Origin of the sequence: Deinococcus sp. Arct2-2, from assembly GCF_004801315.1 — a bacterium.
Lineage (GTDB): Bacteria > Deinococcota > Deinococci > Deinococcales > Deinococcaceae > Deinococcus.
In genome coordinates, this window is the sequence record NZ_SSNW01000064.1 from 1 (window position 1) to 25,518 (window position 25,518).

The following is a 25,518-nucleotide window of genomic DNA, read 5'->3' on the forward strand; positions in this document are numbered from 1 at the left end:
CTGCTGGGTGTCCATTCCCTAGCTTGCACCCGTTCCATGAGTCAACGGAGTACCAATAAGGGGGCTGGCTGCACAGCAGACTGGGGGGGTTTACCCGCAACCATCACCTTCTACAAAGACAGCGCCGTAAACATCTCTATCCTTGCTTAACCCCAAGTTTGATCGGCCACCACGCCTGTCCCACAGACCACAATCCCACTGCCCTTCTCAGCGGGCATAGCCCAGAATCAATTCGCCCTCATTGATTCGGCCCCGCAACATGCTGAACCGGTCATAACTCAAAATAATCTGCCCGCTGTTCAGGAGGATCAGGGTGAATTGACCACGTATGCCATTTTGGGTGACCGGATCGTTGGCCCGTAAATTCCACTGGTAGCCCAATTTCACGTCCAAGCGGTCTGCACTGGTGCCAATACTTGGTGGCACGGCGCTGGGACGGGTACTGAAACCTTCTGGAACGCGCAATTCACCCGTTTTCAGGTCGATGGTCACGCCCTTGAAGACTCCGTTCATACCTGCCGCATCGCCAAAGCTGAGGCGGCCATTGTCGCGCATCACGGGTAATTTCAGGCTTTTGCCGCTGGGCGCAAGCGACTGCTGAAACACCAGATAGCGCTTGAATTCATCCTGAGTAATGCCCAATCTCGCGTCGTACACAGGCGCTTTGCCCTGCGACACGTTGACGATGACAGTCCGCAGAGCGTCGGGACTGCCGCCCACGTTGGTCACGCGACGCTGAAGTTCAAACAAAGACAGGCTCGAACGGCGCTCCAAAATCTGGGTCACCTGTCCGGCCTGTGGGAGGAGAGCAACGAGTTTGGCCTGCCACCCTGCGGGCAACGGGGCCGACGACTGAGCCGACGATTGGCCCGACGACTGCGTGGTAGCCGCGTGGGCAACCACGGCCACCAGACTGGTCAGTAGGAGGGGAAAGAGGGGACGGGCGGCCTTCATGCCAACCGGCAGAATAAGGCGCGTGGGTGAGAATTCTCCCGCGCCAGCCTGACGCACCCCTCAGAGAAGTGGGGGGTGTGGGGGCTACACCCACCGGCGGCCCCCGCACCCCACCCTAATTTCTGCGCTTACGCCTTGCCGACGCTGCCCAGCACACGCATTTTGTGCTCGATGACTTGGCTCATCACGTCGCGGGCGGGGCCGAAGATTTTGCGGGGATCGAATTCCTTGGCGTTGGCGAACAGGGCTTCACGGATGCCTACCGTGCTGGCAAGGCGCAAATCGGTATCCACGTTCACTTTGGCGATGCCGTGCTGCGTGGCCTTCTGAAGGTCTTCGTCGGCAATGCCCGCCGCCTCACCAATGACGCCGCCTGCCGCCCGGAAACGCTCGATGATGTCGGCTGGCACGCCGCTGCTGCCGTGTGCCACCAATGGGATGCCCGTCAGGCTGGCAATTTTTTCAATGCGGGCGTGGTCGATGTAGGGGCGGCCCTTGCCCTTAAATGCGCCGTGGCTGGTGCCGATGGCGATGGCGAGGTAGTCGGTGCCCGTCTGCTCGATAAACTGCACGGCTTCGTCAGGATCGGTCAGGAAGGCGTCTTTTTCGTCTACCACGATATGTTCCTCGATGCCGCCCAAGCGCCCGAGTTCCGATTCCACGCTGATGCCCATCGCGTGCGCGGCTTCCACGACGCGGCGGGTTTCGCGCACGTTGCCCTCGAAGGAATGATGGGAGGCGTCGATCATGATGGAGGTAAAGCCCATGCGGATCGCGTTGAGGGCCGACTCGTAAGAAGAGCCGTGATCGAGGTGCAGGGCGACAGGTACGGAGGCGCGGGAAGCCAAATCCTTGACGATGTTGGCGAGGTCTTGGCCGCCGTACTTGATGGCCCCTTCACTCATCTGCACCATTACGGGCGAGCGCAGTTTTTCGGCGGTATGAATGATCGCCTGCGTGATTTCCATGTTGTTGGTGTTGAAGGATGCCACGCCGTACTTGCCTGCGCGGGCGGGAACGAGAATGTCTGAACCGGTAACGAGCATGGTGATGCCTCCTGAGAGTGGCCGGGGACGGCCTGAATGAACGTGTGGGGCAGACTGAACAGGCTTGGGCGTGAGGTTGCTTTGGGCAGCCAGAGGAAATTCTCAGGTCAGAATGTACCCCTCAACACTGTACGGATAGCACTGTAACCGCCCCAAGCTGGCCTGTGTGCGACTTGACCAGCCCACTTATAGATTTGGACTGCGTTCAATAGAAGTTCAAGAGAAAAGGTGCGGCGTCCACCCTGCTCAGACAGCCGCGCCCCTGCCTGTCACTGCGCCCAGATTAGACACAGACGGCCAGCCTGCCGGGGCGCTACGATAGGGGGCATGACCGCGACTGTGCCTACGCCTGTGCCCACGCCGACTAGTGCTTCGCTGGATTTCACCGCCCTGCTGAGTGACCGTGCCCGCAAGATGACGGCCAGCGCAATCCGCGAGATTTTGAAAATTACGCAGGAACCCGATGTGATCAGCTTCGCGGGCGGCCTGCCTGCCCCCGAACTGTTTCCGCTGGACGACGTGCGGGCCGCGATGGACGCCGTGATGACCCGTTACGGCGCGGCGGCCCTTCAATACAGCACCACCGAAGGCCACTTGCCCCTGCGCCAGTTTTTGGCCGAGCGTGCAGGCATCTCGCCCGCGCATGTGCAGATCATGACCGGCAGCCAGCAAGGGCTGGACTTGTTGGGCAAAATCCTGATCTCCGAGGGCGACATCGTGCTGGTGGAAAGCCCGACGTATTTGGGGGCGCTGCAATCCTTTCAGCCGTATAGCCCGCAGTACATGGAGATGCCCACCGACGAAGAAGGCATAGACATAGACGCATTAGAGGCGCTGCTGCAAGGGCTGAAGGCGGGCGGCAAACGGGCCAAACTCTTGTATGCCATTCCCAATTTTCAGAACCCCACCGGGCGCACCCTGAGTAAAGAGCGCCGGGAACGCCTCGTGAACCTGACTGCCGAACACGGTCTATTGGTCATCGAGGACGATCCCTACGGCCAGTTGCGCTTTTCGGGCGAGGCGGCTCCCAGCCTGTACCAGATCGCGCTTGACCGGGTGGGCGGCAGCCCCGATCACAGCCACATCATTTACAGCGGCAGCTTCAGCAAAACGCTGGTGCCCGGCCTGCGCGACGCGTGGGTGCAGGCCGCCCACCCCATCATCGAAAAACTGGTGCAGGCCAAGCAGGGCGCAGACCTTCACACGCCCACGCTGAACCAGATGATCGTGACCGAACTGCTGCCCACCGTGCTGCCCCGCCAGATCGAACTGATCCGTAAGGCTTACGGCGAACGCGCACAGGACATGATCCGGCACATCAAGGCGCAGTTTCCGGCGGGCGTCCACCATACGGTTCCGCAAGGCGGCATGTTCCTGTGGGTCACGCTGCCGGAAGGCGTAGACACCCTGCCAATGCTGGCCCGCGCCGTAGATCGCAAAGTGGCCTTCGTGCCCGGCGCATCGTTTTTTGCATTGGGCGGCGGCCAAAACACCATGCGCCTCAGCTACAGCAACGCCACGCCCCAGCAGATAGAGCGCGGGGTGAAGGCGCTGGCGGAGACGATTTCCGAAGCGGTCAGTGGTGAGTAGGTAGTGGTGAGTGGGAACAGATAAAGGCGTGGCCTGCAGAGAGGTGAACTGGCAGGCCACGCTTTTTATCTTTAGTTTTTTCCACTGACCACTCACCACTGACGGTTTTTACAGCCTTCCGTCCTTAGGATTCACCCCATACACCGCGCCCCACGGGTTGTACACGCTTTTCAGGGTGTCTTTGCTAACCACGGCTCCGCTGGGTGATTTGATGGTGCGGGTGATCAGGCTGGTCATGCCCTGCATCGGCGTGTCGAGCAGGCGGCGGCCTCCCAACGCCACGCGGTCATCGGGGCTGTAGCTGGGGTTGGCGGGCGCTTTGAAGTTGCTGATGGCAGGCTTGCTGACACTCACCGTGCGCCCAGTATTGGCCCCAAAAATGTCGAAGCGCAGGGTTTGGGCTTTCGTGTCCCACGCGGCCTGAATAAACAGGTGCTTGCCCGTATCGTTTTTCATGCGGAGGTTTTTGCTGGGCGCATACACGGTGGCCTCGTAGCCTACGGGGTCGTAATAGGCGACGCGGTGGCTGTGTTCGTGGCGCTCGGTAATGGGTAAACCCGCCTGATACAGCGCCCTAAAAATGGTGGTGCTGACTTGGCAGATGCCGCCGCCGTCCTCTTTGGTGAGGGTGCCGCCGCTGATGACGAAACCCTTCACAAATCCGGTGCTGGCGTCGATTTGCCCAATTTCCTCATTGAAATTGAACTCGTGATCCGGCGCGATGAAGAAATTGTCGAGCTTGCTGGCTCCGACCAACACGTTTTTGACCCGGAAATCGGCGCTGCCCTGATAGCTGCTGCTGCCTGTAGACACGTGCCACAGCACGCCGCGCCCTGCGAGTACCTTCACGCTGCGTTCGGGCACCACGGCCTTAAATACCACCTCTGCGCTGTCTTTGCCCGCCATGATCGCCTTCAGCAGGTTGGATTTGCTGGCGTCCTTGTCGGCAATCCACCCGGTCTGCTGCGTGGCTACCCACGAGCCGCCCACGTTCCTAAAACTGGCGGGGCGGGGAGCACGGGCGTTGATCTGATCAAACATCTTGTCCAGCACGGGGCTGAGGGTGGTGCTGACCTTGCCATTTTTCTTACTGGCCGCAACTCCGGCGGCGGGCAACTTCCAAGATTTGACGATGCTGGCGTTCTTGACTTCGCCTTTCTGAATCCTTTGCTCTGTGGCACGCAAAATCAGTTTGAATGGAGCGTCAGCGGCAGCCTGCGCGGAAGCCGAAGCGCATAGCCCCAGCGAAAGAAAGAAGCTCAAGCGTGTCATAGGAATAATGCTGAGGCTGGGCGGCTGACGCGGCGTGAGGGGTGGTTGGGACGGCGTTTAGGTGTCGGGGGGCGGGGGGAAAGTCTAAGGGTCTAGGGTGCTGGGGCGGGGGCGTTGCTGAACTGCCCCCTCTGCTTCGCAGCTCTGCGAGCCACCCCGCTGATGCTCAGCGCCCCTGTCCCACGAGTGGAGAGGGCAACAGAGAAGAGCCAGAGGCTTGGTTTGGCTCCCTCACCCTTGAGGGGGGAGGGTTGGGGAGGGGGTGAATGAGCGAAGCGATTGCCTTTCCTTAGACCCTAGACCTTTAGACCCTTAGACCAAAGCACCCGCAGACGCGCCGCCCTCAAGGAATCAACCGCTCCAACGCCGCCAACTGCCCCGCCAACGCCTCTACATTCGCCGCGACCAGATTCACATGCCCCAGCTTGCGTCCCGCCCGCCACGCCTTGTGGTACAGATGGAGATGCGTACCGGGCAAGGCGTCTATGCCGTCCCAGTCGGGGTGCAGCGGTTGGCCCTCCACATAATCCGTCCCCACGATATTCACCATTGCCGTGGGGTGCAGGGGCCGCCAGTCGGCAAGGGGCAAGCCCAGCACGGCCCGCACCTGTGCCTCAAATTGGCTGAGGCCGCCGCCGTCTTGGGTCAGGTGGCCGCTGTTATGCACGCGGGGGGCGACTTCGTTGACCAGAAGCTGTGTTGACCCGACTTGGCCCCCATCCAGCACGAAGAATTCCAGCGTCATCAGGCCTTCTAACGCCCAAGCCTCGGCGCAGGCACGGGCCAACTCGCGGGCCTGTGGTTCCAGCGTTTCGGCACCTGTCGCCGGAAAAACACTGGTGCGGAGAATGCCGTCTCGGTGAACGTTTTCGATGAGAGGGCCAAAGGCGACGGCTCCGGCAGCAGTGCGGGCCACGCTGAGGCTGACTTCTCGCACAAAGGGAACGAGGCCTTCCAGCACGCAGGCCGCGCCGCCCATCCCTGCCCACGCCACGCTCAATTCCGCGTCACTGTTCACCCGCGCTTGACCTTTGCCGTCGTAGCCCAATTCCGACGTTTTGAGGATGCCGCGCCCGCCCACTGTCGCCAATGCGCCCACAAGATCAGGTTCGGATTCGATGACCACAAACGGGGCTGTGCCGACGCCTGACGCCCGCAGCGCCTCTTTTTCGCGGGCACGGTGCTTGGTGCGCTCCAGCAACGCGGCCCCCGGACGCACTGGAACCCGTCCGGCCAAGGCCTCTAGCGCCTCGGTGGGCACATTCTCAAACTCCAGTGTGACCGCGCTGCATTCGGCTAACCTTGCTAGGCCCTCGGCGTCGGTATAGGCGGCGTGCAGATGCTCGGCGCACAGGCGAGCGGGGGCGTTCGGGTCGGGTTCCAGCACTACCACGCGCACACCTAGCGGCAAGGCAGCGAGGGCCAGCATTTGCGCCAGTTGGCCGCCGCCTAGGATGCCCAGAGTCAGGCCCTCTCTCATACGGATTCCGTCCAATTCCTAGTCACTCCGCTCAGATTTCGAGATTGACAAGTCAACCGTTCAATCGAAATTTTTTTCACGCTTCCCCCGCCTGTGGGTGGCCTTCAAACCAAGGGGCGTCCAGCACGGCCTGCGTTTGGGCGTCGCGGTAGGCTTGCAGGCGCTCACGCACGCCCAAATCGGTTCCGGCTAACATTGCGGCGGCAAACAGAGCTGCATTTTTGGCCCCTGCCACGCCAATCGCAAAAGTCGCCACAGGAATTCCGGCGGGCATCTGCACGATGCTGAGCAGGCTGTCTTGGCCGCTGAGGGCACGCGACTGCACGGGCACGCCCAGCACCGGCACCCGCGTAAAGGCCGCCAGCATACCGGGCAGATGCGCCGCGCCGCCCGCCCCCGCGATGATGCAGGCGAAATTCAGGCGTTCGGCCCGCGACGCGTAAGTGGGCAGCAGTCCGGGCGTGCGGTGGGCACTCAGCACGCGCACCTCGTAGGCCACGCCCAACGCCGCCAAAGTGTCCAGTGCGCCCTGCATGGTGTCGAAGTCGCTGCGGCTGCCCATCACCACGCCCACCCGCGTCTCGCTGCCTGCTGCCCCATCTGCTCCGGTTGCCGTGTCCATATCAGGGGGCATCCTAGAGCATCTGGCGTGGGGCTATTCGGGCGCGGCGGGTGAATTTGTCCGGTAGGAACGCCGCTTCTTGGTTTTGCCTTGCTTAGCAATACGTCGAGAGGCTGAGTCGCGTGTAAACCCCCCCGTTGCTAACGCAACGCCCCCCCTTAGAGGGGAGGACATAACATCTGTTGCACTCCCCTTTAAGGGGGGCTGGCTGCGAAGCAGACTGGGGGGTTCACACGCGACATCAATTCTGTATGCCTACTGAAATCACCCATCCTTGACTGTCCCTCAGCCGGAGAGGAGCCAAGAGAACAAGCAATCAACCTGCAACACGCCCCTAACCCGCTACAGTCGGGAGCGTGATGGACGCCGTACCCGCCCCTCCTAATTCAGACCAGTCAGACCAGCCCGATTACGACTGGTTCTATGCCCGCACCCGCAATGGGCGCACGCGGGGGCCAGAAGTGGCGCGGGCGTTGCTGGACGTCCAAAGCTCGCCCGACGCCGCGTTTGCCTCTATTCGCGTGGTGGGCACCAACGGCAAGGGCAGCACCTGCGCCATGCTGGAAGCTGGCTTGATCTCGGCAGGAGTCCAGACCGGGCGCTTTACCAGCCCACATCTGATCCACTTTGAAGAACGAATCCGCGTGAATGGGCAAGAAGTGGCCCCGGCGCGGGTGGCCGCTTTTATCCGGCAAGCGCGGCAAGAAAGCTGGAACGGCGCGTTTTTTGACCTGTCGTTGCTGCTGGCCTGCACCGTGTTTGCCGAATCGGGCGTGCGCGTGGCCGTGATGGAAGCGGGCGTGGGCGGCGTGAGCGACGCGACGCAGGCGCTACAGAACGTGTCGGCGGTGGCGCTGACCAACGTGGCGCTCGATCATGTGGGGGTGCTGGGAAGCACAGTAGCCCAGATTGCCCGCGATAAGGCGCTGGCCGCCCGCCCCGGCGTACCACTGCTGACCACTGCCACCGGAGAAGCCTTAGAAGTGATTCGCGCCGTGTGCCACGAAAAAGATGCGCCGCTGTACACGCCCGCCATGTATCCGGCCCTGTTTGCGCTGCCGCACGCTCCGGCGCTGTTGGGCGCACACCAGCACAGCAACGCGGCTTTGGCTTTGGCAACTTTACGCCTACTGGGGCATGAGGCCGGGGCAGAAGCCGCCCTCGCCGCGTCTCATCCGGCCCGCTTGGAAAGATTCGTGCTGGACGGCAAAACACTGCTGATTGACGGCGCACACAACCCGCACGCCACGCAGGCCCTCGCCGCCGCCGTACCGCGTGCCGATGTGCTGCTGTTCGGCAATCTGGCCCGCAAAGACACCGCTGCCACGCTTGCGCCGCTGTTGGCCGTAGCCCCGCTGCGCGTCTTCACGGCCCCCGGTGACCTTGCTACCCCGCCGCAAGATCTGGCCCAGCAGTACGGCGGCGAAGCGGTAGACGGCTCGGCACAGGCGTTGGCCCGCGCCTTAGCCCTGACCCCAGCGGGCGGCACGTTGTTGGTGGCAGGCAGCCTGTATCTGGCCGGAAGCGTGCGCGAGTGGCTTGTTTCTGGCCGCAGTGAATCCAATCACAGCCAATGACAGCGCCCTCAACGCCTAGATTTTACGAGCAACACGCCATATGCCAGACTCCTTCTCTTCAAGCCAGATAAAGCCGCCAAACGGAGGTGGAGCCGTAAGGTAATTCATGTCCTCGCTGCTGAATGCCGCCCGCGCCCTGCTGCGCCCCACGCCGCCCACTTCCCGCGTGTACCGTGACGCCCTGATCGGCCTCGGCGCAGGCGGAGTGGGCACGCTGCTGATGGGCCAATATTGGACGCGGGTGGCTCCACTGGTAGCCGGAGAGCATGAAGACGAAAGCGGCCCGCCTCAGCCCGATACAGATGTGATCAGCCCGCTAGGACAAACCCACGAAAACGGCGAGAGCAGCACCGCCGCGATGGGGCGGCACTTGTACACGGCGATAACACACAACGTACCGGAAAAAGGCACACGGCAGGCACTCAGCGAGGCGGTGCATTGGGGCACAGGTGTATTGGGCGGCGCGGCGTTTGGGGCAGTGTTGGCCCAGCGTCAAAGTCCAGCGACAGGGCTACTGTGGGGCGCGGGCCTCTGGCTGCTGCTGGACGAAACGATTACGCCGCTGCTGGGCCTGCAAGACGGCCTCCGCGCAGGCAACATCAAAACGCATGGCAACCGATTGGGCGCACACTTGGCGTATGGCTTGGGCCTCGGCCTCAGCGCCGCCGTGCTGGGGCGCACCTTACCCAAATAAAGTCAGCCTTGACAGGGCTGGGGGCAGTCCTTATACTCCCTTTCGCCCTGTCTGAATTCAGACGGCATTCTTTTTGGATCGTTAGCTCAATTGGTAGAGCAGCTGACTCTTAATCAGCGGGTTGTAGGTTCGATTCCTACACGATCCACCACCGATAAGGCCCCCATGTAGCGTTGACGGGGGCCTTTTTTTGTTCAGATGAATCCCAGTCCTTCATCGGCCTGAGCAGAACGCAGCGGCGCATACTTCCGAACCTCCTCCGGCGTCACGCCGCACGCGACTTCCAACGCCGCCACCGTGCGTTCCAGTTCGGCAAAGAGGGCGTGCAATCGGGGCCGCCCCGCCGCACCCGGAGCCTGTTTGTAGGCGTCGGCCAACAGGCGGTAATACTGCAAGGTTCCTTCGCGGCCCTGACTGAAGCGGCCAAAGAAGGCTTCCCGCGCTTCCGGCGTCATGCCTTCCGTCAACACGTCGGTCAGGATGGTGCGGGCGTTATGCAACTTGTCGGAGGCACTGACCAACAGCGAACTGGCTCCCTCATGACCCAGTTTGGCGAGGTAATCCAGTTTGCGTTCAGCCCAAGGTGGTTTCTGGCCGTCTACCAGCGGCGTTTCTTCGGTGGCTCCGCGCACCAACGCGGCTACTTCCGCACCAAATTTGGCCCCAATCTGAGCTTCTAATTCTTTGCGTTTTTCAACTCGCTTGTTCTTATCCGCCGTCAAATTCTCCGGTCCATCTTCCAGCGCGTCGTGCAGCAGGGCGGCTATGGCTTCGGCTTCCGTCGCGCCAAATTCCAGCGCCACCGACGCTACGCCCAGCAGATGCGACAGGTACGGCGTCTGTGTGCGTTTGCGGTATTGGCCCCTATGCCATTCATGTGCCAGTTGCAGGGCGTCGGTGAATTTTTTTGTCAGAGGAAAGGTCACGGCCTCACCTTACGCAATCTGGCTGGAGGCGGGATGCAGACTTGCCCGCTATGCTCTGGAGTGAATGACCTCTCCCCCACCCACCACGACGGCAGGCGCACACCGTACCGCTGTTTGGGACGCGCTGGAACGGGCGCGGCTGTGTGCCTATCCGCTGCCGCCACACGGCCACCATCCCAACTTTACTGGGGCGCGGGAGGCCGCCAAACACCTGCTGAAGCATCCGCAGGTTGCACCGCTGCACACGCTGATCGTGGGGCCAGACCGGGTGCTGATGCCGCTGCGAAAGCTGGCGCTCCAATCGGGTATCACGCTGTATGTGCCTAACCTGAAAAAAGACGGTTGGTACTGGAAACTGGCTGATGCAGCGGGCGCGAACCTGTCTAAAATGGCGGCGCACGGCGAGCCTAAGCTGAAGCCCGAAGGCGCACAAGCAGCAGTGTTGGCGTGTGTGGCCGCAGACCGCACGGGCGGCAGAGTGGGCAAAGGTTTTGGCTGGGGCGCACGCGGGCTGCATCTGGATTTGCCGGAATTCACGTTGGCACACGGGCTGATGCTGTGGGGCCAGTTGCCCTGCCCTGCCGACTCGCACGCGGCGCTGATCGGCACACCGGGCGGGGTATTCGACACCGCGCAATCTTCCGCACCCGGCCCACACGGTCTACACTGACGCATGACCTCCAAACCCACTCCTTCCCTTCCCATCGTTCCTGTCGTGGTCACGGTGGCCGCCGTGGGCGTCGCGGCGCTGATTGCCCGCAGCCGCAGCAAAGATGGAGAAGGCGTGGGGCAGCAAGTGAAGGGCTTGGTGGCCGCACAACTCATAGAACGGCCCGCCCGCAATGCCAGTTACGCAGGGCTGGGGCAAGGGCTGGAGCGCGGCGGCATGATGCTGACCGGGCGGGCCACCCGCGCTGCCGATACCGAGGCCAACCGTGAGGTCATCGCGCACATTATCGGGATAGAACGCTGGGGCCAAAACCGCTTGCGTGTGGCGCTAGGCCAGCGGCCCTACGAGCGCGACGACTACAGCCCCTACCGCCCACCCGCCGAGGCCACCTTCAATGAACTGCAAGACCTGTTGTCTCAGACCCGCGCCCGCAGCGTCGATTTGGCGCGGCAACTGCACAGCGCCGCCCCCAACGACGACCTGAAAATAGACCACAACGATTTTGGCCCCCTGACCGCCAAAGGCTGGCTGCAATACCTGACCCAGCACGCCGACATAGAAAGCCGGAAACTGAAAGCAGGGCGGTAAGGAACGTGTGGGCCGGGTTGTGCTGAGCTGAAAGGTTAACCCCCCGTTGCTGGCGCAACGCCCCCCCTTAGAGGGGAGGACATAAGCTGTTGCGCTCCCCTTGAGGGGGGCTGGCTGCAGAGCAGACTGGGGGGTTCGCCCAGAATCGTCACCTCCGAACACAGATCAAGCGGACAAGCATTCGAAAGTCATTGCTTTCTAGACGGCCCCTCACCCCCCCAACTGGGGGAAAGCTGTAAGAGGGCCGCCGCTAGTGTGCAGAGCATGAGTGTGCTGAAGGAGTTGCTGGGCGTCATGGTTCGTGAGGGGGCCAGCGATATTCATTTGCGGGCCGGAAGTGCGCCTGCGGGCCGCATCAACGGCGAGATTCGGCGGTACGGCTCCACCCGCCTGACGCCGGAACATATCGAAGGCTTTGCCATAGAAATGATGCCGCGCCCCGGCATGTGGGAAGATTTTCAGACCCGCCGCGACGCCGATTTTGCTTACGGTGTGCCGGGTGTGGCCCGCTTCCGCGTGAATGCCTACCACCAACGCGGCTCGGTGGGCCTGATCATGCGCGTGATCGAGAACAAACCGATTCCTAGTTTTGCCGAATTGGGCCTGCCCGCTGCCACCTTTGAGGGCTTGGCGGGTCACGAGCGCGGTTTGGTGCTGGTGACTGGGCCGACTGGGAGCGGCAAAACCACCACGCTTGCCAGCATCATCGACTACATCAACGCCACGCAGCCCGTGAACATCGTGACGCTGGAAGACCCCATCGAGATCATGCACAACGATAAGATGGCCCTCGTGTCTCAGCGGGAACTGGGCAGCGATACCCTCAGCTTTTCCGCCGGACTGCGGGCCAGCATGCGCCAAGACCCCGACGTGATCCTGATTGGCGAGATGCGCGACAAAGAAACGGTAGAAGCGGCGCTGAGTGCGGCCCAAACCGGACACTTGGTATTTTCGACGCTGCATACCCAAGACGCCGTGCGAACCGTGAACCGCATCATCGACTTTTTTGCCCCCCACGAGCGCGAGCAAATCCGGCTGGGCCTGTCGGAAACGCTGGTAGGTGTGGTCAGCCAACGCCTGTTGCCCAAGCTGGGCGGCGGGCGCGTGCTGGGCATGGAAATCATGCTGGGCACGCCCACTGTGCGCGAGTGCATCAAAGACCCCAACCGCACCGAGGAAATCAAGCAGGCGCTCCTAGAAGGCGGGATGCGCGGAATGCACACCTTCGATCAACACTTGGCCGAACTGGTCTCCAGCGGCCTGATGAGTGAAGAAGACGCCATGCACACGGCCACCAGCCCGCATGAGTTGAAATTGCTGCTGATGACGCGGCAGTTTGCTTAAACCAGAATAGTTCTACTTTTTGGTCATACCAAACGGTTATACTTTGGCCATGACACGTGCTGAGAAAGTCACCGTAAGTCTGCCCACGCCTCTTCTCAGTTTCGTCACGGCCTACCAAGAGAGTCATCACCTCAGCCGCAGCGAAGTCGTGCAGCAAGCTCTCCAAGCCTTTCAGGAAGCAGAATTGGCACGCGCCTACCGCGAATCGGCAGCCGAAATGCAGGCCGATTCCCTGTTTGATACAGACAGTGGACATGGGTTAAGCGCCTCCGCAGAAGCCGCGTGGTAATTCCCCTGATCCGGCGAGGCGACTTGCTGTTGGTTGATTTCGCGCCCGCCCAAGCAGGAGAAACCAACAACACCCGGCCCGCCATCGTCATCACCAACAATCTCGCCAACGAACACTCCCCGGCTATCGTGGTTGTGCCTGTGACCAGCAATACCGAACGCATTTATCCGTTTGAATTGCTGTTGCCCGTAGAGCGCAGCGGTCTAGAATATGACAGCAAAGCGCAGCCGCAATTTGTACGCCACGTGAGCAAAGCCCGCATTCGCCGCCCGCTGGGGCATCTGCCCGCCGACTTGATGAGCGAATTGGATGAGCGTTTGCGGGGGCATCTGGGATTGTAAAACAGACCTGACGCTCAAGCCTGCATGCCCCGTCCCCCACCTTGCTTGTTCATCCATGCGGGCGGCTTGGGCGCGAACCGTCCCAGAATCGTTTGCTGATCGTAGGCAAGGTACGCCTCAACCCAAGGGAAGGTCTGGTTCAGCACCTTAATGGCCTGTGGGCTGCCCATCGCGTGATCAAGTTGATAGACCACGAATTGTTCGGGCGTCTCTAGGCGCAGGTAAGTTGGCATACTGCCCGCGTGTTCGTCCAGCACGCTCTGAAACTCGCCCACCGCATCGGGGCTGGCCGTTTCTAGGTCTATGGTCACGTACATGACTTTGGGCACCTCGCCCAGTTGCTCCACGCTCACCACTTCTTCGGCAATGGCCCGTAGGCCGCCGTCTTCCGACTCCAGTTCCACGATCACCAGCGCGGGCATATCGTTCACCAGTTTGTCCTGAATGCGGTCGTAGGCGCGGGAAAAGGCCACCAGTTCGGTCTGCCCGGACTCGTCGGCCAAGATGAAGCGGGCCATCATGCCGCCCGATTTGGTGGGCTTTTTGACCACGCTCTCGATCATGCCCGCCAACACCGCCTTAATGCGCTTGCCGGGAGCCACGTTTTGGGTGGTAAACCAAGTATCGAGGTCGCTGATGCGGCAACTCGCGGCCTCGCGCAGACCCTCATGCTGCTCTAGCGGGTGGCCGGAAATGTAGAGACCGAGGGCTTCCTTTTCAATCGAAAGGCGCTGAAGATCGGTGTAGGCGTCCACGCCCGTTCTGAGGGGCCGCTCTTTCTTCACTTCCTCGGTGCCGAACATCATGCTCATGCCGCTCTGAGCGCGGGCATTGATTTCTGCCGTGCCCGCCGCGTCTTCCATCGCGTCCTCTAGGCTCTCCATCAGTTGCCGCCGCTCTCCGAACAGGTCGAAGGCCCCCGATTTGATCAGGCTCTCCAGCGCCTTGCGGTTGCACACCTTGCTACCGAGGCGTGAGCAGAAGTCGGCCAAGGATTTGAAGGTTCCGGCCCGCTCGCGCTCCTCCAGAATCCTCAGCACCGCCGCTTCGCCCAAGCCCTTGATGGCGTACATCCCGAAGTAGATTTCCTCGCCCGCCACCGCAAAGTCAGCGTTGGAGCGGTTGATGTCTGGTGGCAACACCTTCACATCCATCTTGCGGGCGTCACTGACGTACTCAGCCACTTTGTCGGAATCGCGGCGCTCTACCGTCAGCAGGGCCGCCATGAACTCTACGGGGTAGTTTGCTTTCAACCACGCCGTTTGATAAGAAATAACGCCGTAAGCCGCTGAATGTGACTTATTGAAGCCATAGTTCGCAAACGCATCCAGCAAATCGAACAGCTTATTACCCTCTTCCTTCGGCACCTTATTAATCTCTGCGCCGTCTACGAAAATCTGACGCTGACGTGCCATTTCCGCGGTATCTTTCTTACCCATCGCTCGGCGCAGCAAGTCGGCTCCGCCTAAGCTAAATCCGGCGACTTCCGAGGCGATCTGCATAATTTGTTCCTGATACACGGGAATGCCGTAGGTTTCCGACAGAATCTTTTCAAGCCACTGGGCGCTGTTGGGAAAGCCGTCGCGCACATAATCCACTTGCTCTAGGCCGTGATGACGGCGCACGTAGGTCGGAATGTTTTCCATCGGGCCGGGGCGGTAGAGAGCGCTCAGGGCGATAATGTCGGCCAAACGCCGGGGCTTCAGGCGGCGGCTCGCGTCGGCAATGCCCGCGCCTTCCAACTGAAACACGCCTTTGGTGTCGCCCCGTGAGAGAAGTTCAAAGGTTTTCTCGTCGTCAAAGGGAATCGCGTCAAAGTCGATTTCGATCTTCTGGGATTCCCGCATGATCCGCTTGGCTTCATCCAAAAAGGACAAGGTTCGCAGGCCCAAGAAGTCCATCTTAATCAGGCCGATGTCTTCTACAGCCTTCATGTCGTACTGACAGACCATGCCCACGCCCGACGTGTCGCGCATGACGGGCACGAGGTCGGTGAGTTTGTCGCGCCCGATGACCACACCCGCCGCATGCACCGAGGCGTGACGGGTTAGCCCTTCCAGCTTTTGCGCGAATTCGTAGGCTTCCAGCAGTTGCGCGTCGTCGGCCAGCAGTTGCTGAATGTCGGGCACCGATTCGCGGGCCTGCTCTAGGCTGTAGCTTTTGCCGAACTTAATCGGAATCAGCTTAGAGACCTTATCGACTTTGGCATATTCCAGCCCCATCACGCGGGCCACGTCTTTCAGGCAGGCCTTACTCGCCATCGTCCCGAAGGTGGAAATCAGCGCCACCTTGTCCTCGCCGTACTTGTCCTGCACGTACTGAATGACCTCGGCGCGGCGGGCATCGTTGAAGTCGATATCGAGATCGGGCATCGAAATTCGGTCAGGATTCAGGAAGCGCTCGAACAGCAAGTCGAATTCGAGGGGATCGAGGTTGGTGATCCGCATGGCGTAGCACACCAGCGAGCCTGCACCCGAACCGCGCCCCGGCCCCACGCTGATGTCCTGATCTTTGGCCCAGTTGATGTAATCGGCCACGATCAGCAGGTAATCGGGGAAACCCATGTTGTTGATGACGCTCAGTTCGTACTCGGCGCGGCGCAGGATGGTCAGCGCGTGCAGGTGGTGGGCGCGGGTGGTTTCGGAGTCGTCGGCAGTCGGGTCAAGCTCGATAGAGGTGTCGGAGTCGCGTTTCTGGGCCTTCCGGCAATCCTCGTGCGCGTACCCCGGCAGTGTGCCCGCTTCGGCTTCCGCTTCCATCTTCACCAATGCCGGATAGGGCGTGTATTTTTCGCCCGCCGCCTTACCTCTTTTCTCCCACTCGCTGCCCAAAAAGGCGATCAGCGTCAACAGCGTCTCTAAGTCACAGGTGGTGGCGTCGCAGCCGTCCACACGGGCCAGAACACGGGCGGCATCGTCCTTGCCCAATTCGGCCAAAGACCGCACCGCGTAATCCCTAAGCAGACTTTCGGTGGCGTGCGCCGGGTAGCGTTTGACCGTGCCCCGGTAGGTCTGCACCCGCAGTTCCTCGGACATGGTGCGGCCCTGCGGAATGGGCAGCGCGGGCATCTGGTACACGCGCTTGTTGCCCACCGGCAATTCCACATCGCACATGGCGGCAATGCGGGCCGTGTTGTCGAAGGGTTCCTCGCCCCATTCGGCCACCGGAAGGGCCACCTGCATTTCGTCCAGAGTCTTGACGTAAAAGTCGTCGCACTGAAAGCGGAAGCGGTTTTCATCGGCCAGCATGGCTTTGGTCTGAATCGCCAGCAGGGTATCGTGGGCCGCCGCATCTTCTTTTTTCACGTAGTGGCCGTCGTTGGTGGCCACCATGCCGATGCCGAGTTCCTGCGCCCACGCCTTCAGCGTCGGGTTGATGCGGGCCTGATGATCGATGCCGTGATTCTGAATTTCGATGTAGTAGTTTTCCCCGAACAAGTCGCGGTACCACAGCATCCTTTCCCGCGCCTCGGCCTCGCGCCCGTGCATCAGCAGTTGCTGTACCTCGGAACCTAGGCAGCCGGAAAAGGCGATGACGCCCTTGGAATGCTCCTGCAACAGTTCGTGGTCGATGCGGGGCTTGTAGTAATACCCCTCGGTGTAGCCGCGAGAACTGAGGCGGCAGAGATTCTGATAGCCCTCGAAGGTGCGGGCCAACAGCGTCAGGTGAAAGATGCCTTTTTCGCCGCTGACACCGGGTTTCTTGTCGCGGCGCGTGCCGAAGCCGGGCACCACGTAGGCCTCGTAGCCCAGAATCGGCTTCACGCCCATGCCCACCGCGTAGTTGTAAAAATGCACCGCGCCGTGCATGTTGCCGTGATCGGTCATGGCGCAGGCGGGGTCATTCGGCGTGATTTCTTTGACCCATTTCAGCAAGTCCTTCAGCTTGGCGGCCCCGTCCAGCAGGCTGTATTGCGTGTGCTGGTGCAGATGCGCGAAACGCGGCAACTTGGGTGTCTCGGGGGTGCAGCAGGAGCCGTCCGGCAGGTGGATGTGAAACTTGGGGGCCAGATCGGGCGCGGTCATGCGGCGAGTCTAGGCCGGACGGGGCAAGGGTTTCAGTGGCGTGGGAACTTGACGAACGCTCAGGCCAGTTCAATTGCCATGAATTCGGTTCACATCCCGCCCCAGCCCCGGCCTGCTTATGCTGAAGCCATGCCCGCCACCCACCGCGTGCGAGAAAAACCCTGTGCCCAGTGCAGCCAACCGTCGCCCGTGATGTACCGAGTGATTCTGAAAGAGGAAGAAGGCTGGGTTTTTCTGTGCCCGCCCTGCCGCCGCGCAGCCGAGGAAGGCAACCCGGAATACAGGTACGGCGGGACTTGGAAGGCGGAGAAGGGGCGGTGAGGGGTGGATTTTTAAGGCTTGCCCTCAATCGCGTCTAGAACGGCATTCGCTATCGCTCACTCACCCCCACTGCTCCGCAGCTCTACGAGTCCCCAGCGCTCCCCCTCAAGGGAGAGGGAGCGACACCCCGCGCCCTGACCACTTCCCGCCCCTACAGATTCCAGCCCCCCGCCACTTCCAACTCTTGCCCGGTCACGTAGTCGCTGGCCCGCACAAAGTACAGCGCGGCGTCTACGAGTTCGGCCACCGTGCCCGGACGCCCTGCCGGAATCTCGCGCAGGGGTTGGCTGATGCTGGTTTCGATAACTCCCGGCGAGACCACGTTCACGCTGACGCCGCTGCCTGCCAACACCACTGCCAAGGCCCGCGACAGGTGCAGCACGCCCGCTTTGGCGATCACGTAGGGCACGATGCCGGGCCGGGCCACCAGATTGCTCGCCCCCGCGTAGCCCAGATTCACGATCCGGCCATAGCCCGATTCGCGCAGCAGCGGCGCGGCGGCCTGACAGGTGGCAAACGTGGCGGTCAGGTTGCTGCCCAACATGTCGGCCCATTCCGCATCGGTGGTGTCCAGCAGCGGCTTATGCACATAGTTGCCCACGTTGTTGACCAACACGGTCAGCGGGGAACCGGGCAAGGCGGCGTGCGCCCGCTGCACCAGCTCCCGCGCCTGCTGGGGCTGGGTCAAGTCGGCCTGAAGAATGACCGCCTGCACGCCTTCTAGCTGACACAGCCGCGCCGTTTCCTGTGCATCGGCTTGGCTGCCCCGGTAATGCACCGCTACGTTGAAGCCCTCGGCGGCCAGCGCCAAAGCCAGCGCCCGCCCAATGCCGCGTGCCGCACCCGTCACCAGCGCCGTGCCTATGTGGGCAGTCACGCTTGCCTCTGCTGAAGTGCCAGATCAACCAACGTGCGCGTAAACGAATTCAGCGGGTAGGTGTGGGCCTCGCCCAGTTCCACCCATGCCCACGCTTCAATTTCTTCGTTCGGCGCAATGGCTAAAGTATCGGCCCGCGCAAAAAAGTCGATCAGGAGCATGTGGGAGGGCTTGTGAAACTCCTCTGACAACACGGCTTCCTGCGTTTGGGCGTAGTGCAGATCGCTCAGGCTCAGGCCCGTTTCTTCCACAAATTCACGTACGGTGGCGGCTTCCAACGTTTCGCCCCACTCCACTTTGCCGCCCGGCACGCCCCACGCCCCACGCCATTTGGTGGTTCTGACTAACAGCACTCGGCCATCTGGCCCCCACACCAACGCACCCACACACACCAGCGGCCTGTCCATGCTGCTTAGGGTATCCGCATCGGTGGGGCGGTCTGTCGGGAATGTGGCTATCTGGGGGGTGGAGCAGTCTAAGAACGGCGTTCAGCCAAGCCGGAATGCTTTCTACCTGATACTTCTGCCCCGCCGCTGCATGACCCGGCGCTCTAAGGCCGTGACGCCTATGTACAGCGCCACACCCAGCAAAATCAGCAGGGCAATTGCGGCAAACTGCCGGGGCGTTTGGTAATAAGCCCGCGCCTGATTGACTAAAAAGCCCAGTCCCGGTTTCTGGTTGCTCACAAATTCCCATACCACCGCGCCGATGAGGGCGAGACTGAGCGACAACCGCAGGCCGCCCAACATGACGGGCAAAGCTCCGGGGAGTTCCAGCCGGGTCAGGCGTTGCCAGAAGTTGGCCCGCAAGCTCAGGAACAGTTCTTGGTAGGTGCGGTCTACCTCTCGCACCCCAACGATGGTGGCAATCATAATGGGGTACAGGGCACTGAGGGCGCTGACCAGGATGGCGGGAATTAGGGTGAAGCCGAACCACGTAATCAGCAGCGGCGCGATGACCACGATGGGCGTGCTTTGGGAAGCGATGACATACGGACTGAGGAGCCGCTCTAGCGCGGGCCGTTTGCCCAGCGGATAGCCGATGAGAATGCCCGCCATGCTGCCCAGCAGTGCGCCCGACAAAGCGATGCGGGCTGTGCCCCAAGTGGCCTCGGCAAATTCGGCAGGCGTTTTAAGGAGTTCTGACCAGACTTGCGCGGGCGCGGGCAACAGCAGCGGCACCCCGATAGCGCGGGCGGCCAGTTCCCACAGCACCAAGCCCACCAGCAACGCGGCGGCGGGTGCCCACGGAAACCGGGGTTTGGCGGGCGGACGCTCGGCGCGAAGGCGGGTGCTGTCGCCTGTGCCCAGCAAATCGCGCAGGCGGGCTTCGGTGGCGGTGGGGGCGGGCGGCACAGCTTTGGTGCGGGTGTCCAGAATATCCACGATGCGCCCGTCTCGCAGCACGGCCACCCGGTCAGCGAGTGTGGCGGCCTCGCGGATGGAATGCGTGACCAGTACGGTGGTGCGGCCCGTTTTTTCGTGCAAATGGCGCAATTCGGCGTTGAAGCGTTCGCGCACGAGGGCGTCGAGGGCGGCAAAAGGTTCATCCAGCAGCAGCACGTCGCCGCTTTGGGCCAAGGCACGCGCCAGCGCCACCCGCGCCCGCATGCCGCCCGACAACTGCGCCGGAAAATAGTCGGCGTAGGCGTCCATGCCCACCAGATGCAGGGCTTCGCGGGCGCTGAGGCCACCCTCTTTGCCCAGATCACCCACGCCCAGATCGTGCGGCAACTGCACATTCCGCAGCGCCGAGCGCCAAGGCAGCAGGCGGTAATCCTGAAAGACCAGCGCTGGGGCCGACGACACCTCTACCCGCCCGGATTGCGGCTTAAGCAGGCCCGCGATGACGCGCAGCAGCGTACTTTTGCCGCCACCGCTGGGGCCGATGATTGCCAAGAATTCACCGCGCCGCACATCCAGCGTGACGCCCGACAGCACAGTTTCGCTGCCTAGGCGCACGGTGATGTTTTCGAGTTGAATGGGGGCGACCTCAAGAGAAGTGGTATCGCCGGAGAGGGGCGCGGGAATGCTCATGCTCTCCTCGGCTTGCCTAGCGTATTCACCAGCACCACGCCTGCAATCGCAATCGCGCCGCCCACGAGACTGATGACTCCCGGCACTTCGTTCAGCCACAGCCAGCCGATGAGGATGGCTAGCACCGGGCTGACATACAGGAATGACGCGGTGGTGTTGGCCCCCACCCGCGACAGGGCAAACGACCAAGTGATGTACGCCAGCGCCGCCGGAAACAGCCCGATATAAATGACGGCCAAATGTGCCGACAGCGGTGCGCGGGCCAACTCGGAGCCGAATCCGGGCAGAAAAATCAGCATGGGAATAGTGCCCAGCATCAGCGACCAGACCGTGAAGTGCAGCGGTTTCATGCGCGCCAGCAGCGGCTTTTGGAACACGAAGTACAGGCTGGTAAACAGGGCGGCGGCCAAAATAAGCAGCGCCCCCTGCGTAAAGTTCACGCTTTCGCCCTTGCCCAGCACGATCAGGGCCACGCCCGAAAAGCTGATCAGGGTGCCGATCCAGCCCATCAGATTCAACCGCTCGTTGCCAAAGCGCGTAGCGAGCAGCGCCGTAATGACTGGCCCCGCCGCGATAATCAGGCTGGCGGTTCCGGCGGGCACGCTGACTTCTCCGTAATTGAGGCAAATGTGGTACAGCGTGATGCCCGAAAAACTGAGCAGCGCGATGCGGGCCAGATCAGGCAAGGGCGGCAGCGGAATGCGCGTGACTAGCGCGAATGTGCCCAGTGCCGCACTTGCCACCAAGAAGCGGTACAGCGTGAGATGCCCCGGCGAGAAGGCTTCCAGTCCGGCCCGAATGCCCGCGAACGACGACGCCCAAAACACGATGGTGACCAGAATGGCGGCCAGCGACACCGAATCGAGGGTGGGAGACGGACGGGTGGGAGCAGAGGGCGGTACGGGGACAGTCACGGCGTCAGCCTAAAGCATGGGAACAAACGGGGGGGCAGCGGGCGTTCCAGTTGGGGGACGGGAGTGAGTTTTCGGCGGCGGCTCTAAAGGTCTAAGGGAAGGCAATCGCGTTGCTCACTTCCCTCACCCCGCTCTTGCAGATCTCCCCTCTCTACTTCGTAGCTCTGCGAGTCCCGCAGGGGGCGAGGGCTACGAGCAAAGGGCGAGAATCGTGGGTTTAGCTCCTTCTCCCCTTGTGGGGGAGGGCCGGGGAGGGGGTGAATGAGCGCCAGCGATTGCCTTTCCACCCCTCCCCACATAAGCACCACATCAACCCCGCCCCCATCCGCCTTGCCCCCACACGCGCCAGAATCGCCTGACCAACTCACCACAACTCTAGGAGGCACCACGCATGGGCGAAGGCAAACCGAGCAGCACCGTAAGCACAACCAGCAGCACTCCCGAAACGATGGACAACCACACTGGGAACGCCACCAGCACGCACGGGGCCAACACCAATCTTGACCCCAGCATGCAGGGCGGCGCAGGTACGGCGGCAGATGCGGCGGCTACGGCGGAAGTCGTAGACCAGCACCAGCAGCAGGGCCTTCCTACCGGAATTGCGGGCCAAAGCGACCCCGCCAAACAGATGGACAATAGCGGCATGCTCAACCCCACCGGGGAAGGCAGCGACGCCGACCAGATGGGGGCCAGCGGCGTAGACCGCAACTCGGACGGCTAGGAACCCCAACCTCTGGCCTGCCCCCCTTTTGGTGGACGGTTCTGGGCGGGCGGCGGCGGTAAACTGCGGGGTGATGTCTGGTTCCCGCACGCCCCCGGTTCTTCACGCTCGGTTTGCCCCCTTCCCCGTGACCCGCCTATGAGCAACGGCACAGACGGCAAACCAAAAAACAGCGCCCTCACGCTGGCCCTCACCACTGCACAAAAGGGCCGGAGCGCAGCGCGGGGGGCGTTGCTGTGGGGCTACGAACAGCGGCTAGCACGCGAGGTCAAGGCGCATGGCAAGCTGCCACGTCATCTGGGCCTGATCTTAGATGGCAACCGCCGATTCGCCCGCGCCGCCGGAGTTCAGCGGGAAGTGGGGCACTCCTTCGGGGCCGACAAAGCCCACGAAGTGTTGCAGTGGTGCCTAGAATTGGGCATTCCTGCCGCTACCATTTGGGTACTTAGTACCGACAACGCCGGACGCGACGCCGTGGAACTGGCCCATATCCTCAGTCTGCTAGAGCGCGAGGCCCGCAACCTTGCCACCGACCCGCGCATCCATGCCAACCGGGTGCGCGTGCGGGCCATCGGGCAGCATCAGGCGTTTCCGGCGCAGGTGCTGGATGCGCTGAAAGACTTGGAGGAAAAAACCGCTGGCTACGACGGCATGCGCCTGAATATCGCGGTGGGCTACGGAGGCCGGGAAGAAATCGTGGACGCCGTAAAGCTGCACTTGCAGGCGCAGGCCGAAGCCGGAATGACGCTTGCTGAGGCCGCCGCCACGCTGGAACCCGATCACATCAGCGCCCACCTGTACACCGCCGACACGCCCGATCCTGACTTTATTATTCGCACCAGCGGCGAAATCCGGCTGTCGGGCTTTATGCTCTGGCAAAGCGTGTACAGCGAATATTACTTTTGCGACGTGTATTGGCCGGGATTCAGGCGCGTGGATTTCTTGCGTGCCCTGCGGGATTTTCAGGGGCGGGTGCGGCGGTTCGGGCGGTAGGGGGCGGTCAAGGGTCTAGGGTCTAGGGTCTAGGGTCTAAGGAAGGGCAAAAAGCTTTGTGTTGCTCCCTCACCCTTGAGGGGGGAGGGCCGGGGAGGGGGTGAATGAGCGCCAGCGATTGCCTCAATCTCAGTCCCCCACGCCCCCCGCTGCCTTCTGGCCCAGCGTGCCTGCCCGCCGTGCAGGACGGTACAACCCCAAATAAATAGCCAACACACTGCCCGCATACATGGTCAGTGTCCAGCCAAAGAGCACGTTGAAGGCTGTGCCAAAAGGCAACGCCCCGCGCACCACGCCCGCCAGAATGCTACTCACGGCCCAGCCCATATCCCATGCGATCACGTTCACGGCGGAGTACAGCGGGCGGTCTCGTTCGCTCAGCACCGTCATGGCGTGGGCGGAATAGACCGGGCCAGCCGCGTTCATCAGTGCGCCGCGTGTAAACAGGGCCACCGTGACCATCCACAGTTCCGGCGCGAATCCCAGCAGCGCCAGAAAGGGCAAACTGCTGGCCTGCACCACCAGCACGGCCCGCAGCGGCCCCAATCGGCGCACCACCAGCGGCTGAATGAGGGCGGTGGCGGCAGTAGCGAGGCTGGCCCACGCAAACAGCGTGCCGAGGCTGGCATAGCTGATATTAAATTTGCCCTCGATAAACACGTTCAGGAAGGGAATGGTGGCCCCCGCGCCCAGCCCCACCAGCACATTGGGCGTGACGAGGCGGGTCATGGTGCGGCGGTCTTGCACGGCAAGGGTGCGGCCCCCGGAAGCAGGCGCGAGCTGGCCCGGACGCAGGCTCAGCACCGGAATCAGGCCCAATGCCTGTAATCCTGCGGCCACCAACAGCGCCGTCCGCAGTGCGCCCAATCCGTCCGGCTCGCCCCCGGTGCTGGCGGCATACAGTTCTGGCACACGCCCGCCCAGCAGATTGCCCAAAAAGCCCGCTCCGGTCATCAGGGCGCTTTGCACACTAAACAGGGTGATGCGGCTTTGGGGCGTGGAATGCGCGGCCATAAACGGCGAGCCTGCCACCACCAACGCCGCCGTACCTGCGCCCTGCACCACTGCGCCCAGCATGGCCATCAAGGGACCGGACGCCGAGGCCAGCACCACCGCGCCCACCAGCCCCAGCACGCTGCCTAACGCGATGGCCCGCACATTGCCAATTCGGCGTGCCAACCCCGCCGCCGGAAGAGCCAACAGCGCCAACGTCAGCGCAGGCAGGGCATTCAGGACGCCTTGCCACTGCGCTCCCAGCCCCAATTCCCTCAAATAGAAGTTGAGAAACAGAGCCGCGAACGCCTGAGACAACCCGAAGCTGAAGCTGGCGGCCAAAAACAGCCAGACTTGATTGGAAAACCGCAGATTCACAAGGGCAATCCACTTGGAACGACGCCGATTTTGGGGCAAAAGTCGCGCATGGGGCAGGCGGGGCAATCGGGTTTGCGGGCCGTACACACGCGCCGCCCATGCAAAATCAGCGCGTGGTGCAAAAACACCCAGCGGTCACGCGGAAACAGCCGCCCCAAGTCGGCTTCTACCTTGTCGGGGTTGGTCTGTACACTCAGGCCCAAGCGCCGCGCCAGCCGTCCCACATGAGTGTCTACGGCAATGGCGGGGTAGCCATAAGCGTTGCTGAGGACGACATTGGCCGTTTTGCGCCCCGCTCCCGGCAGGGCCACCACCGCTTCAAAATCGTTGGGTACTTCGCCGCCGTGCCGCTCTAGCAGCAAGCGGGCCAGCGCCGCTAAATTTCGCGCCTTGCCCCGGTACAGCCCGATGGTACGAATCAGCGGTTCCAAATCGGCGGGTTCGGCCAAGCTCATGGCCTGCGCGTCGGGGTAGCGGGCAAATAGGGCAGGCGTGGCGGCATTCACGCTGACATCGGTGGCCTGTGCGCTGAGGACGGTGGCCACCAACAGTTCAAAGGGGCTAGAAAACTGCAACTCGGTGCGGGCGTCGGGGTAGGTTGCTTGCAGTGTCGCCAATACCTGTGGAGCGCGGGCTTTGGCCCCGGCAGGCAGCCGCGCCGCAGCTTTGGCTTTAGGAACGGAGGGGTGGGCCGTCTTGGTAGGGGGAAAGGGCGGCACAGTCACGGCCTTCAACCTACACCCGCGCACCGGAGGCTGTCCGCGCAAGTCAGACGGGGAACGTTCATCGTTGGTGTGGGGGGAAGGTCTAAGGGTCTAGGGTCTAAAGGGGTGGGGCGGGGGCGTTTTCTCGGTGGCCCCCTCACCC

At 62.1% G+C, this 25,518-nt stretch carries 24 protein-coding genes and 1 tRNA gene; 12 read left to right on the forward strand and 13 right to left on the reverse strand.

Annotated features, from left to right (window positions below):
• Window positions 1–207 precede the first annotated feature (207 nt).
• Both E7T06_RS19950 and fba read right to left on the reverse strand, forming a co-directional pair.
• Window positions 208–954 carry a hypothetical protein gene (locus E7T06_RS19950; protein WP_240741195.1) on the reverse strand — a complete coding sequence of 249 codons (747 nt, stop codon included), beginning with the start codon at window positions 952–954 and terminating at the stop codon, window positions 208–210.
• Window positions 955–1,082: 128 nt separating this feature from the next.
• Complete coding sequence (gene fba, locus E7T06_RS19955) at window positions 1,083–2,000, reverse strand: class II fructose-1,6-bisphosphate aldolase (RefSeq protein ID WP_136367518.1); 918 nt, start codon at window positions 1,998–2,000, stop codon at window positions 1,083–1,085.
• A gap of 327 nt (window positions 2,001–2,327) precedes the next feature.
• Between fba and E7T06_RS19960 the strand changes: the two genes are divergently transcribed.
• On the forward strand, window positions 2,328–3,590 hold the full coding sequence (locus tag E7T06_RS19960; protein ID WP_136367519.1) for a PLP-dependent aminotransferase family protein: 1,263 nt from the start codon (window positions 2,328–2,330) through the stop codon (window positions 3,588–3,590).
• A gap of 108 nt (window positions 3,591–3,698) precedes the next feature.
• Here E7T06_RS19960 and E7T06_RS19965 read toward each other — a convergent pair whose 3' ends face one another.
• From E7T06_RS19965 to purE, 3 genes are all read right to left on the reverse strand, one after another.
• A complete protein-coding gene (locus E7T06_RS19965) occupies window positions 3,699–4,862 on the reverse strand; it encodes a VanW family protein (protein ID WP_136367520.1) in 1,164 nt (387 codons plus the stop codon).
• 343 nt (window positions 4,863–5,205) lie between these two features.
• Window positions 5,206–6,342, reverse strand: a complete 1,137-nt coding sequence (gene purK, locus E7T06_RS19970) for a 5-(carboxyamino)imidazole ribonucleotide synthase (protein WP_136367521.1) — start codon at window positions 6,340–6,342, stop codon at window positions 5,206–5,208.
• A gap of 76 nt (window positions 6,343–6,418) precedes the next feature.
• Complete coding sequence (purE, locus tag E7T06_RS19975; RefSeq protein WP_136367522.1) at window positions 6,419–6,964, reverse strand: 5-(carboxyamino)imidazole ribonucleotide mutase; 546 nt, start codon at window positions 6,962–6,964, stop codon at window positions 6,419–6,421.
• Window positions 6,965–7,323: 359 nt separating this feature from the next.
• Here purE and E7T06_RS19980 point away from each other — a divergent pair, with 359 nt between their 5' ends.
• The 3 genes from E7T06_RS19980 (at window position 7,324) to E7T06_RS19990 (ending at window position 9,386) form a co-directional block, all read left to right on the forward strand.
• The gene (locus tag E7T06_RS19980) at window positions 7,324–8,541 is read left to right on the forward strand and encodes a Mur ligase family protein (RefSeq protein WP_136367547.1); all 1,218 of its coding nucleotides are present in this window, start codon (window positions 7,324–7,326) and stop codon (window positions 8,539–8,541) included.
• A gap of 106 nt (window positions 8,542–8,647) precedes the next feature.
• Window positions 8,648–9,235 (forward strand): hypothetical protein, encoded by a 588-nt coding sequence (locus E7T06_RS19985; RefSeq protein WP_136367523.1) that lies wholly within the window; start codon window positions 8,648–8,650, stop codon window positions 9,233–9,235.
• A 75-nt stretch (window positions 9,236–9,310) separates the two neighbouring features.
• Window positions 9,311–9,386, forward strand: a tRNA-Lys gene (locus E7T06_RS19990).
• Window positions 9,387–9,429: 43 nt separating this feature from the next.
• Here the strand turns inward: E7T06_RS19990 and E7T06_RS19995 are convergent.
• Entirely contained in the window at window positions 9,430–10,161 is a 732-nt protein-coding gene (locus E7T06_RS19995; RefSeq protein WP_136367524.1) for an HD domain-containing protein, read from the reverse strand.
• Window positions 10,162–10,225: 64 nt separating this feature from the next.
• Here E7T06_RS19995 and E7T06_RS20000 point away from each other — a divergent pair, with 64 nt between their 5' ends.
• From E7T06_RS20000 to E7T06_RS20020, 5 genes are all read left to right on the forward strand, one after another.
• Complete coding sequence (locus tag E7T06_RS20000) at window positions 10,226–10,831, forward strand: 5-formyltetrahydrofolate cyclo-ligase (protein ID WP_136367525.1); 606 nt, start codon at window positions 10,226–10,228, stop codon at window positions 10,829–10,831.
• A 3-nt stretch (window positions 10,832–10,834) separates the two neighbouring features.
• Complete coding sequence (locus E7T06_RS20005) at window positions 10,835–11,419, forward strand: DinB family protein (RefSeq protein WP_136367526.1); 585 nt, start codon at window positions 10,835–10,837, stop codon at window positions 11,417–11,419.
• Window positions 11,420–11,683: 264 nt separating this feature from the next.
• The gene (locus E7T06_RS20010) at window positions 11,684–12,763 is read left to right on the forward strand and encodes a PilT/PilU family type 4a pilus ATPase (RefSeq protein ID WP_136367527.1); all 1,080 of its coding nucleotides are present in this window, start codon (window positions 11,684–11,686) and stop codon (window positions 12,761–12,763) included.
• Between the two features lie 49 nt (window positions 12,764–12,812).
• A complete protein-coding gene (locus E7T06_RS20015; protein WP_136367528.1) occupies window positions 12,813–13,052 on the forward strand; it encodes a ribbon-helix-helix domain-containing protein in 240 nt (79 codons plus the stop codon).
• Window positions 13,046–13,393 (forward strand): type II toxin-antitoxin system PemK/MazF family toxin, encoded by a 348-nt coding sequence (locus E7T06_RS20020; protein WP_136367529.1) that lies wholly within the window; start codon window positions 13,046–13,048, stop codon window positions 13,391–13,393. The genes E7T06_RS20015 and E7T06_RS20020 overlap by 7 nt, the downstream gene beginning before the upstream one ends.
• 14 nt (window positions 13,394–13,407) lie before the next feature.
• Here E7T06_RS20020 and dnaE read toward each other — a convergent pair whose 3' ends face one another.
• On the reverse strand, window positions 13,408–17,418 hold the full coding sequence (dnaE, locus tag E7T06_RS20025; protein WP_136367530.1) for a DNA polymerase III subunit alpha: 4,011 nt from the start codon (window positions 17,416–17,418) through the stop codon (window positions 13,408–13,410).
• Between the two features lie 129 nt (window positions 17,419–17,547).
• Here dnaE and E7T06_RS20030 point away from each other — a divergent pair, with 129 nt between their 5' ends.
• Complete coding sequence (locus tag E7T06_RS20030; RefSeq protein ID WP_136367531.1) at window positions 17,548–17,739, forward strand: hypothetical protein; 192 nt, start codon at window positions 17,548–17,550, stop codon at window positions 17,737–17,739.
• Between the two features lie 151 nt (window positions 17,740–17,890).
• Here E7T06_RS20030 and tmpR read toward each other — a convergent pair whose 3' ends face one another.
• The 4 genes from tmpR to E7T06_RS20050 all read right to left on the reverse strand — a co-directional run bounded on the left by tmpR (window position 17,891) and on the right by E7T06_RS20050 (window position 21,566).
• Window positions 17,891–18,616 (reverse strand): bifunctional dihydropteridine reductase/dihydrofolate reductase TmpR, encoded by a 726-nt coding sequence (gene tmpR, locus E7T06_RS20035; RefSeq protein WP_136367532.1) that lies wholly within the window; start codon window positions 18,614–18,616, stop codon window positions 17,891–17,893.
• Complete coding sequence (locus tag E7T06_RS20040; RefSeq protein ID WP_136367533.1) at window positions 18,613–19,023, reverse strand: NUDIX domain-containing protein; 411 nt, start codon at window positions 19,021–19,023, stop codon at window positions 18,613–18,615. Before E7T06_RS20040 ends, tmpR begins: the two co-directional genes overlap by 4 nt.
• Before the next feature lie 102 nt (window positions 19,024–19,125).
• On the reverse strand, window positions 19,126–20,652 hold the full coding sequence (locus tag E7T06_RS20045) for an ABC transporter permease subunit (protein ID WP_136367534.1): 1,527 nt from the start codon (window positions 20,650–20,652) through the stop codon (window positions 19,126–19,128).
• Window positions 20,649–21,566 (reverse strand): DMT family transporter, encoded by a 918-nt coding sequence (locus tag E7T06_RS20050; protein WP_136367535.1) that lies wholly within the window; start codon window positions 21,564–21,566, stop codon window positions 20,649–20,651. Before E7T06_RS20050 ends, E7T06_RS20045 begins: the two co-directional genes overlap by 4 nt.
• A 391-nt stretch (window positions 21,567–21,957) precedes the next feature.
• Here E7T06_RS20050 and E7T06_RS20055 point away from each other — a divergent pair, with 391 nt between their 5' ends.
• Window positions 21,958–22,287 carry a hypothetical protein gene (locus tag E7T06_RS20055; protein ID WP_136367536.1) on the forward strand — a complete coding sequence of 110 codons (330 nt, stop codon included), beginning with the start codon at window positions 21,958–21,960 and terminating at the stop codon, window positions 22,285–22,287.
• A gap of 138 nt (window positions 22,288–22,425) precedes the next feature.
• Window positions 22,426–23,280, forward strand: coding sequence for an isoprenyl transferase (locus E7T06_RS20060; protein ID WP_136367537.1), 855 nt, complete (start codon window positions 22,426–22,428; stop codon window positions 23,278–23,280).
• A gap of 129 nt (window positions 23,281–23,409) precedes the next feature.
• Here the strand turns inward: E7T06_RS20060 and E7T06_RS20065 are convergent, their stop codons facing one another.
• Window positions 23,410–24,651, reverse strand: coding sequence for an MFS transporter (locus E7T06_RS20065; RefSeq protein WP_136367538.1), 1,242 nt, complete (start codon window positions 24,649–24,651; stop codon window positions 23,410–23,412).
• Window positions 24,648–25,370: an endonuclease III gene (gene nth / locus E7T06_RS20070; protein WP_136367548.1), complete on the reverse strand. Its 723-nt coding sequence runs from the start codon at window positions 25,368–25,370 to the stop codon at window positions 24,648–24,650. Before nth ends, E7T06_RS20065 begins: the two co-directional genes overlap by 4 nt.
• Window positions 25,371–25,518 lie beyond the last annotated feature (148 nt).

Excerpts from the sequence above, each read along its gene's own strand:
- E7T06_RS19950 (WP_240741195.1), bottom strand. The coding sequence starts at position 954 with ATGAAGGCCGCCCGTCCCCTCTTTCCCCTCCTACTGACCAGTCTGGTG.
- fba (WP_136367518.1), bottom strand. The coding sequence starts at position 2,000 with ATGCTCGTTACCGGTTCAGACATTCTCGTTCCCGCCCGCGCAGGCAAG.
- E7T06_RS19960 (WP_136367519.1), top strand. The coding sequence starts at position 2,328 with ATGACCGCGACTGTGCCTACGCCTGTGCCCACGCCGACTAGTGCTTCG.
- E7T06_RS19965 (WP_136367520.1), bottom strand. The coding sequence starts at position 4,862 with ATGACACGCTTGAGCTTCTTTCTTTCGCTGGGGCTATGCGCTTCGGCT.
- purK (WP_136367521.1), bottom strand. The coding sequence starts at position 6,342 with ATGAGAGAGGGCCTGACTCTGGGCATCCTAGGCGGCGGCCAACTGGCG.
- purE (WP_136367522.1), bottom strand. The coding sequence starts at position 6,964 with ATGGACACGGCAACCGGAGCAGATGGGGCAGCAGGCAGCGAGACGCGG.
- E7T06_RS19980 (WP_136367547.1), top strand. The coding sequence starts at position 7,324 with ATGGACGCCGTACCCGCCCCTCCTAATTCAGACCAGTCAGACCAGCCC.
- E7T06_RS19985 (WP_136367523.1), top strand. The coding sequence starts at position 8,648 with ATGTCCTCGCTGCTGAATGCCGCCCGCGCCCTGCTGCGCCCCACGCCG.
- E7T06_RS20000 (WP_136367525.1), top strand. The coding sequence starts at position 10,226 with ATGACCTCTCCCCCACCCACCACGACGGCAGGCGCACACCGTACCGCT.
- E7T06_RS20005 (WP_136367526.1), top strand. The coding sequence starts at position 10,835 with ATGACCTCCAAACCCACTCCTTCCCTTCCCATCGTTCCTGTCGTGGTC.
- E7T06_RS20010 (WP_136367527.1), top strand. The coding sequence starts at position 11,684 with ATGAGTGTGCTGAAGGAGTTGCTGGGCGTCATGGTTCGTGAGGGGGCC.
- E7T06_RS20015 (WP_136367528.1), top strand. The coding sequence starts at position 12,813 with ATGACACGTGCTGAGAAAGTCACCGTAAGTCTGCCCACGCCTCTTCTC.
- dnaE (WP_136367530.1), bottom strand. The coding sequence starts at position 17,418 with ATGACCGCGCCCGATCTGGCCCCCAAGTTTCACATCCACCTGCCGGAC.
- E7T06_RS20030 (WP_136367531.1), top strand. The coding sequence starts at position 17,548 with ATGCCCGCCACCCACCGCGTGCGAGAAAAACCCTGTGCCCAGTGCAGC.
- E7T06_RS20040 (WP_136367533.1), bottom strand. The coding sequence starts at position 19,023 with ATGGACAGGCCGCTGGTGTGTGTGGGTGCGTTGGTGTGGGGGCCAGAT.
- E7T06_RS20045 (WP_136367534.1), bottom strand. The coding sequence starts at position 20,652 with ATGAGCATTCCCGCGCCCCTCTCCGGCGATACCACTTCTCTTGAGGTC.
- E7T06_RS20055 (WP_136367536.1), top strand. The coding sequence starts at position 21,958 with ATGGGCGAAGGCAAACCGAGCAGCACCGTAAGCACAACCAGCAGCACT.
- E7T06_RS20060 (WP_136367537.1), top strand. The coding sequence starts at position 22,426 with ATGAGCAACGGCACAGACGGCAAACCAAAAAACAGCGCCCTCACGCTG.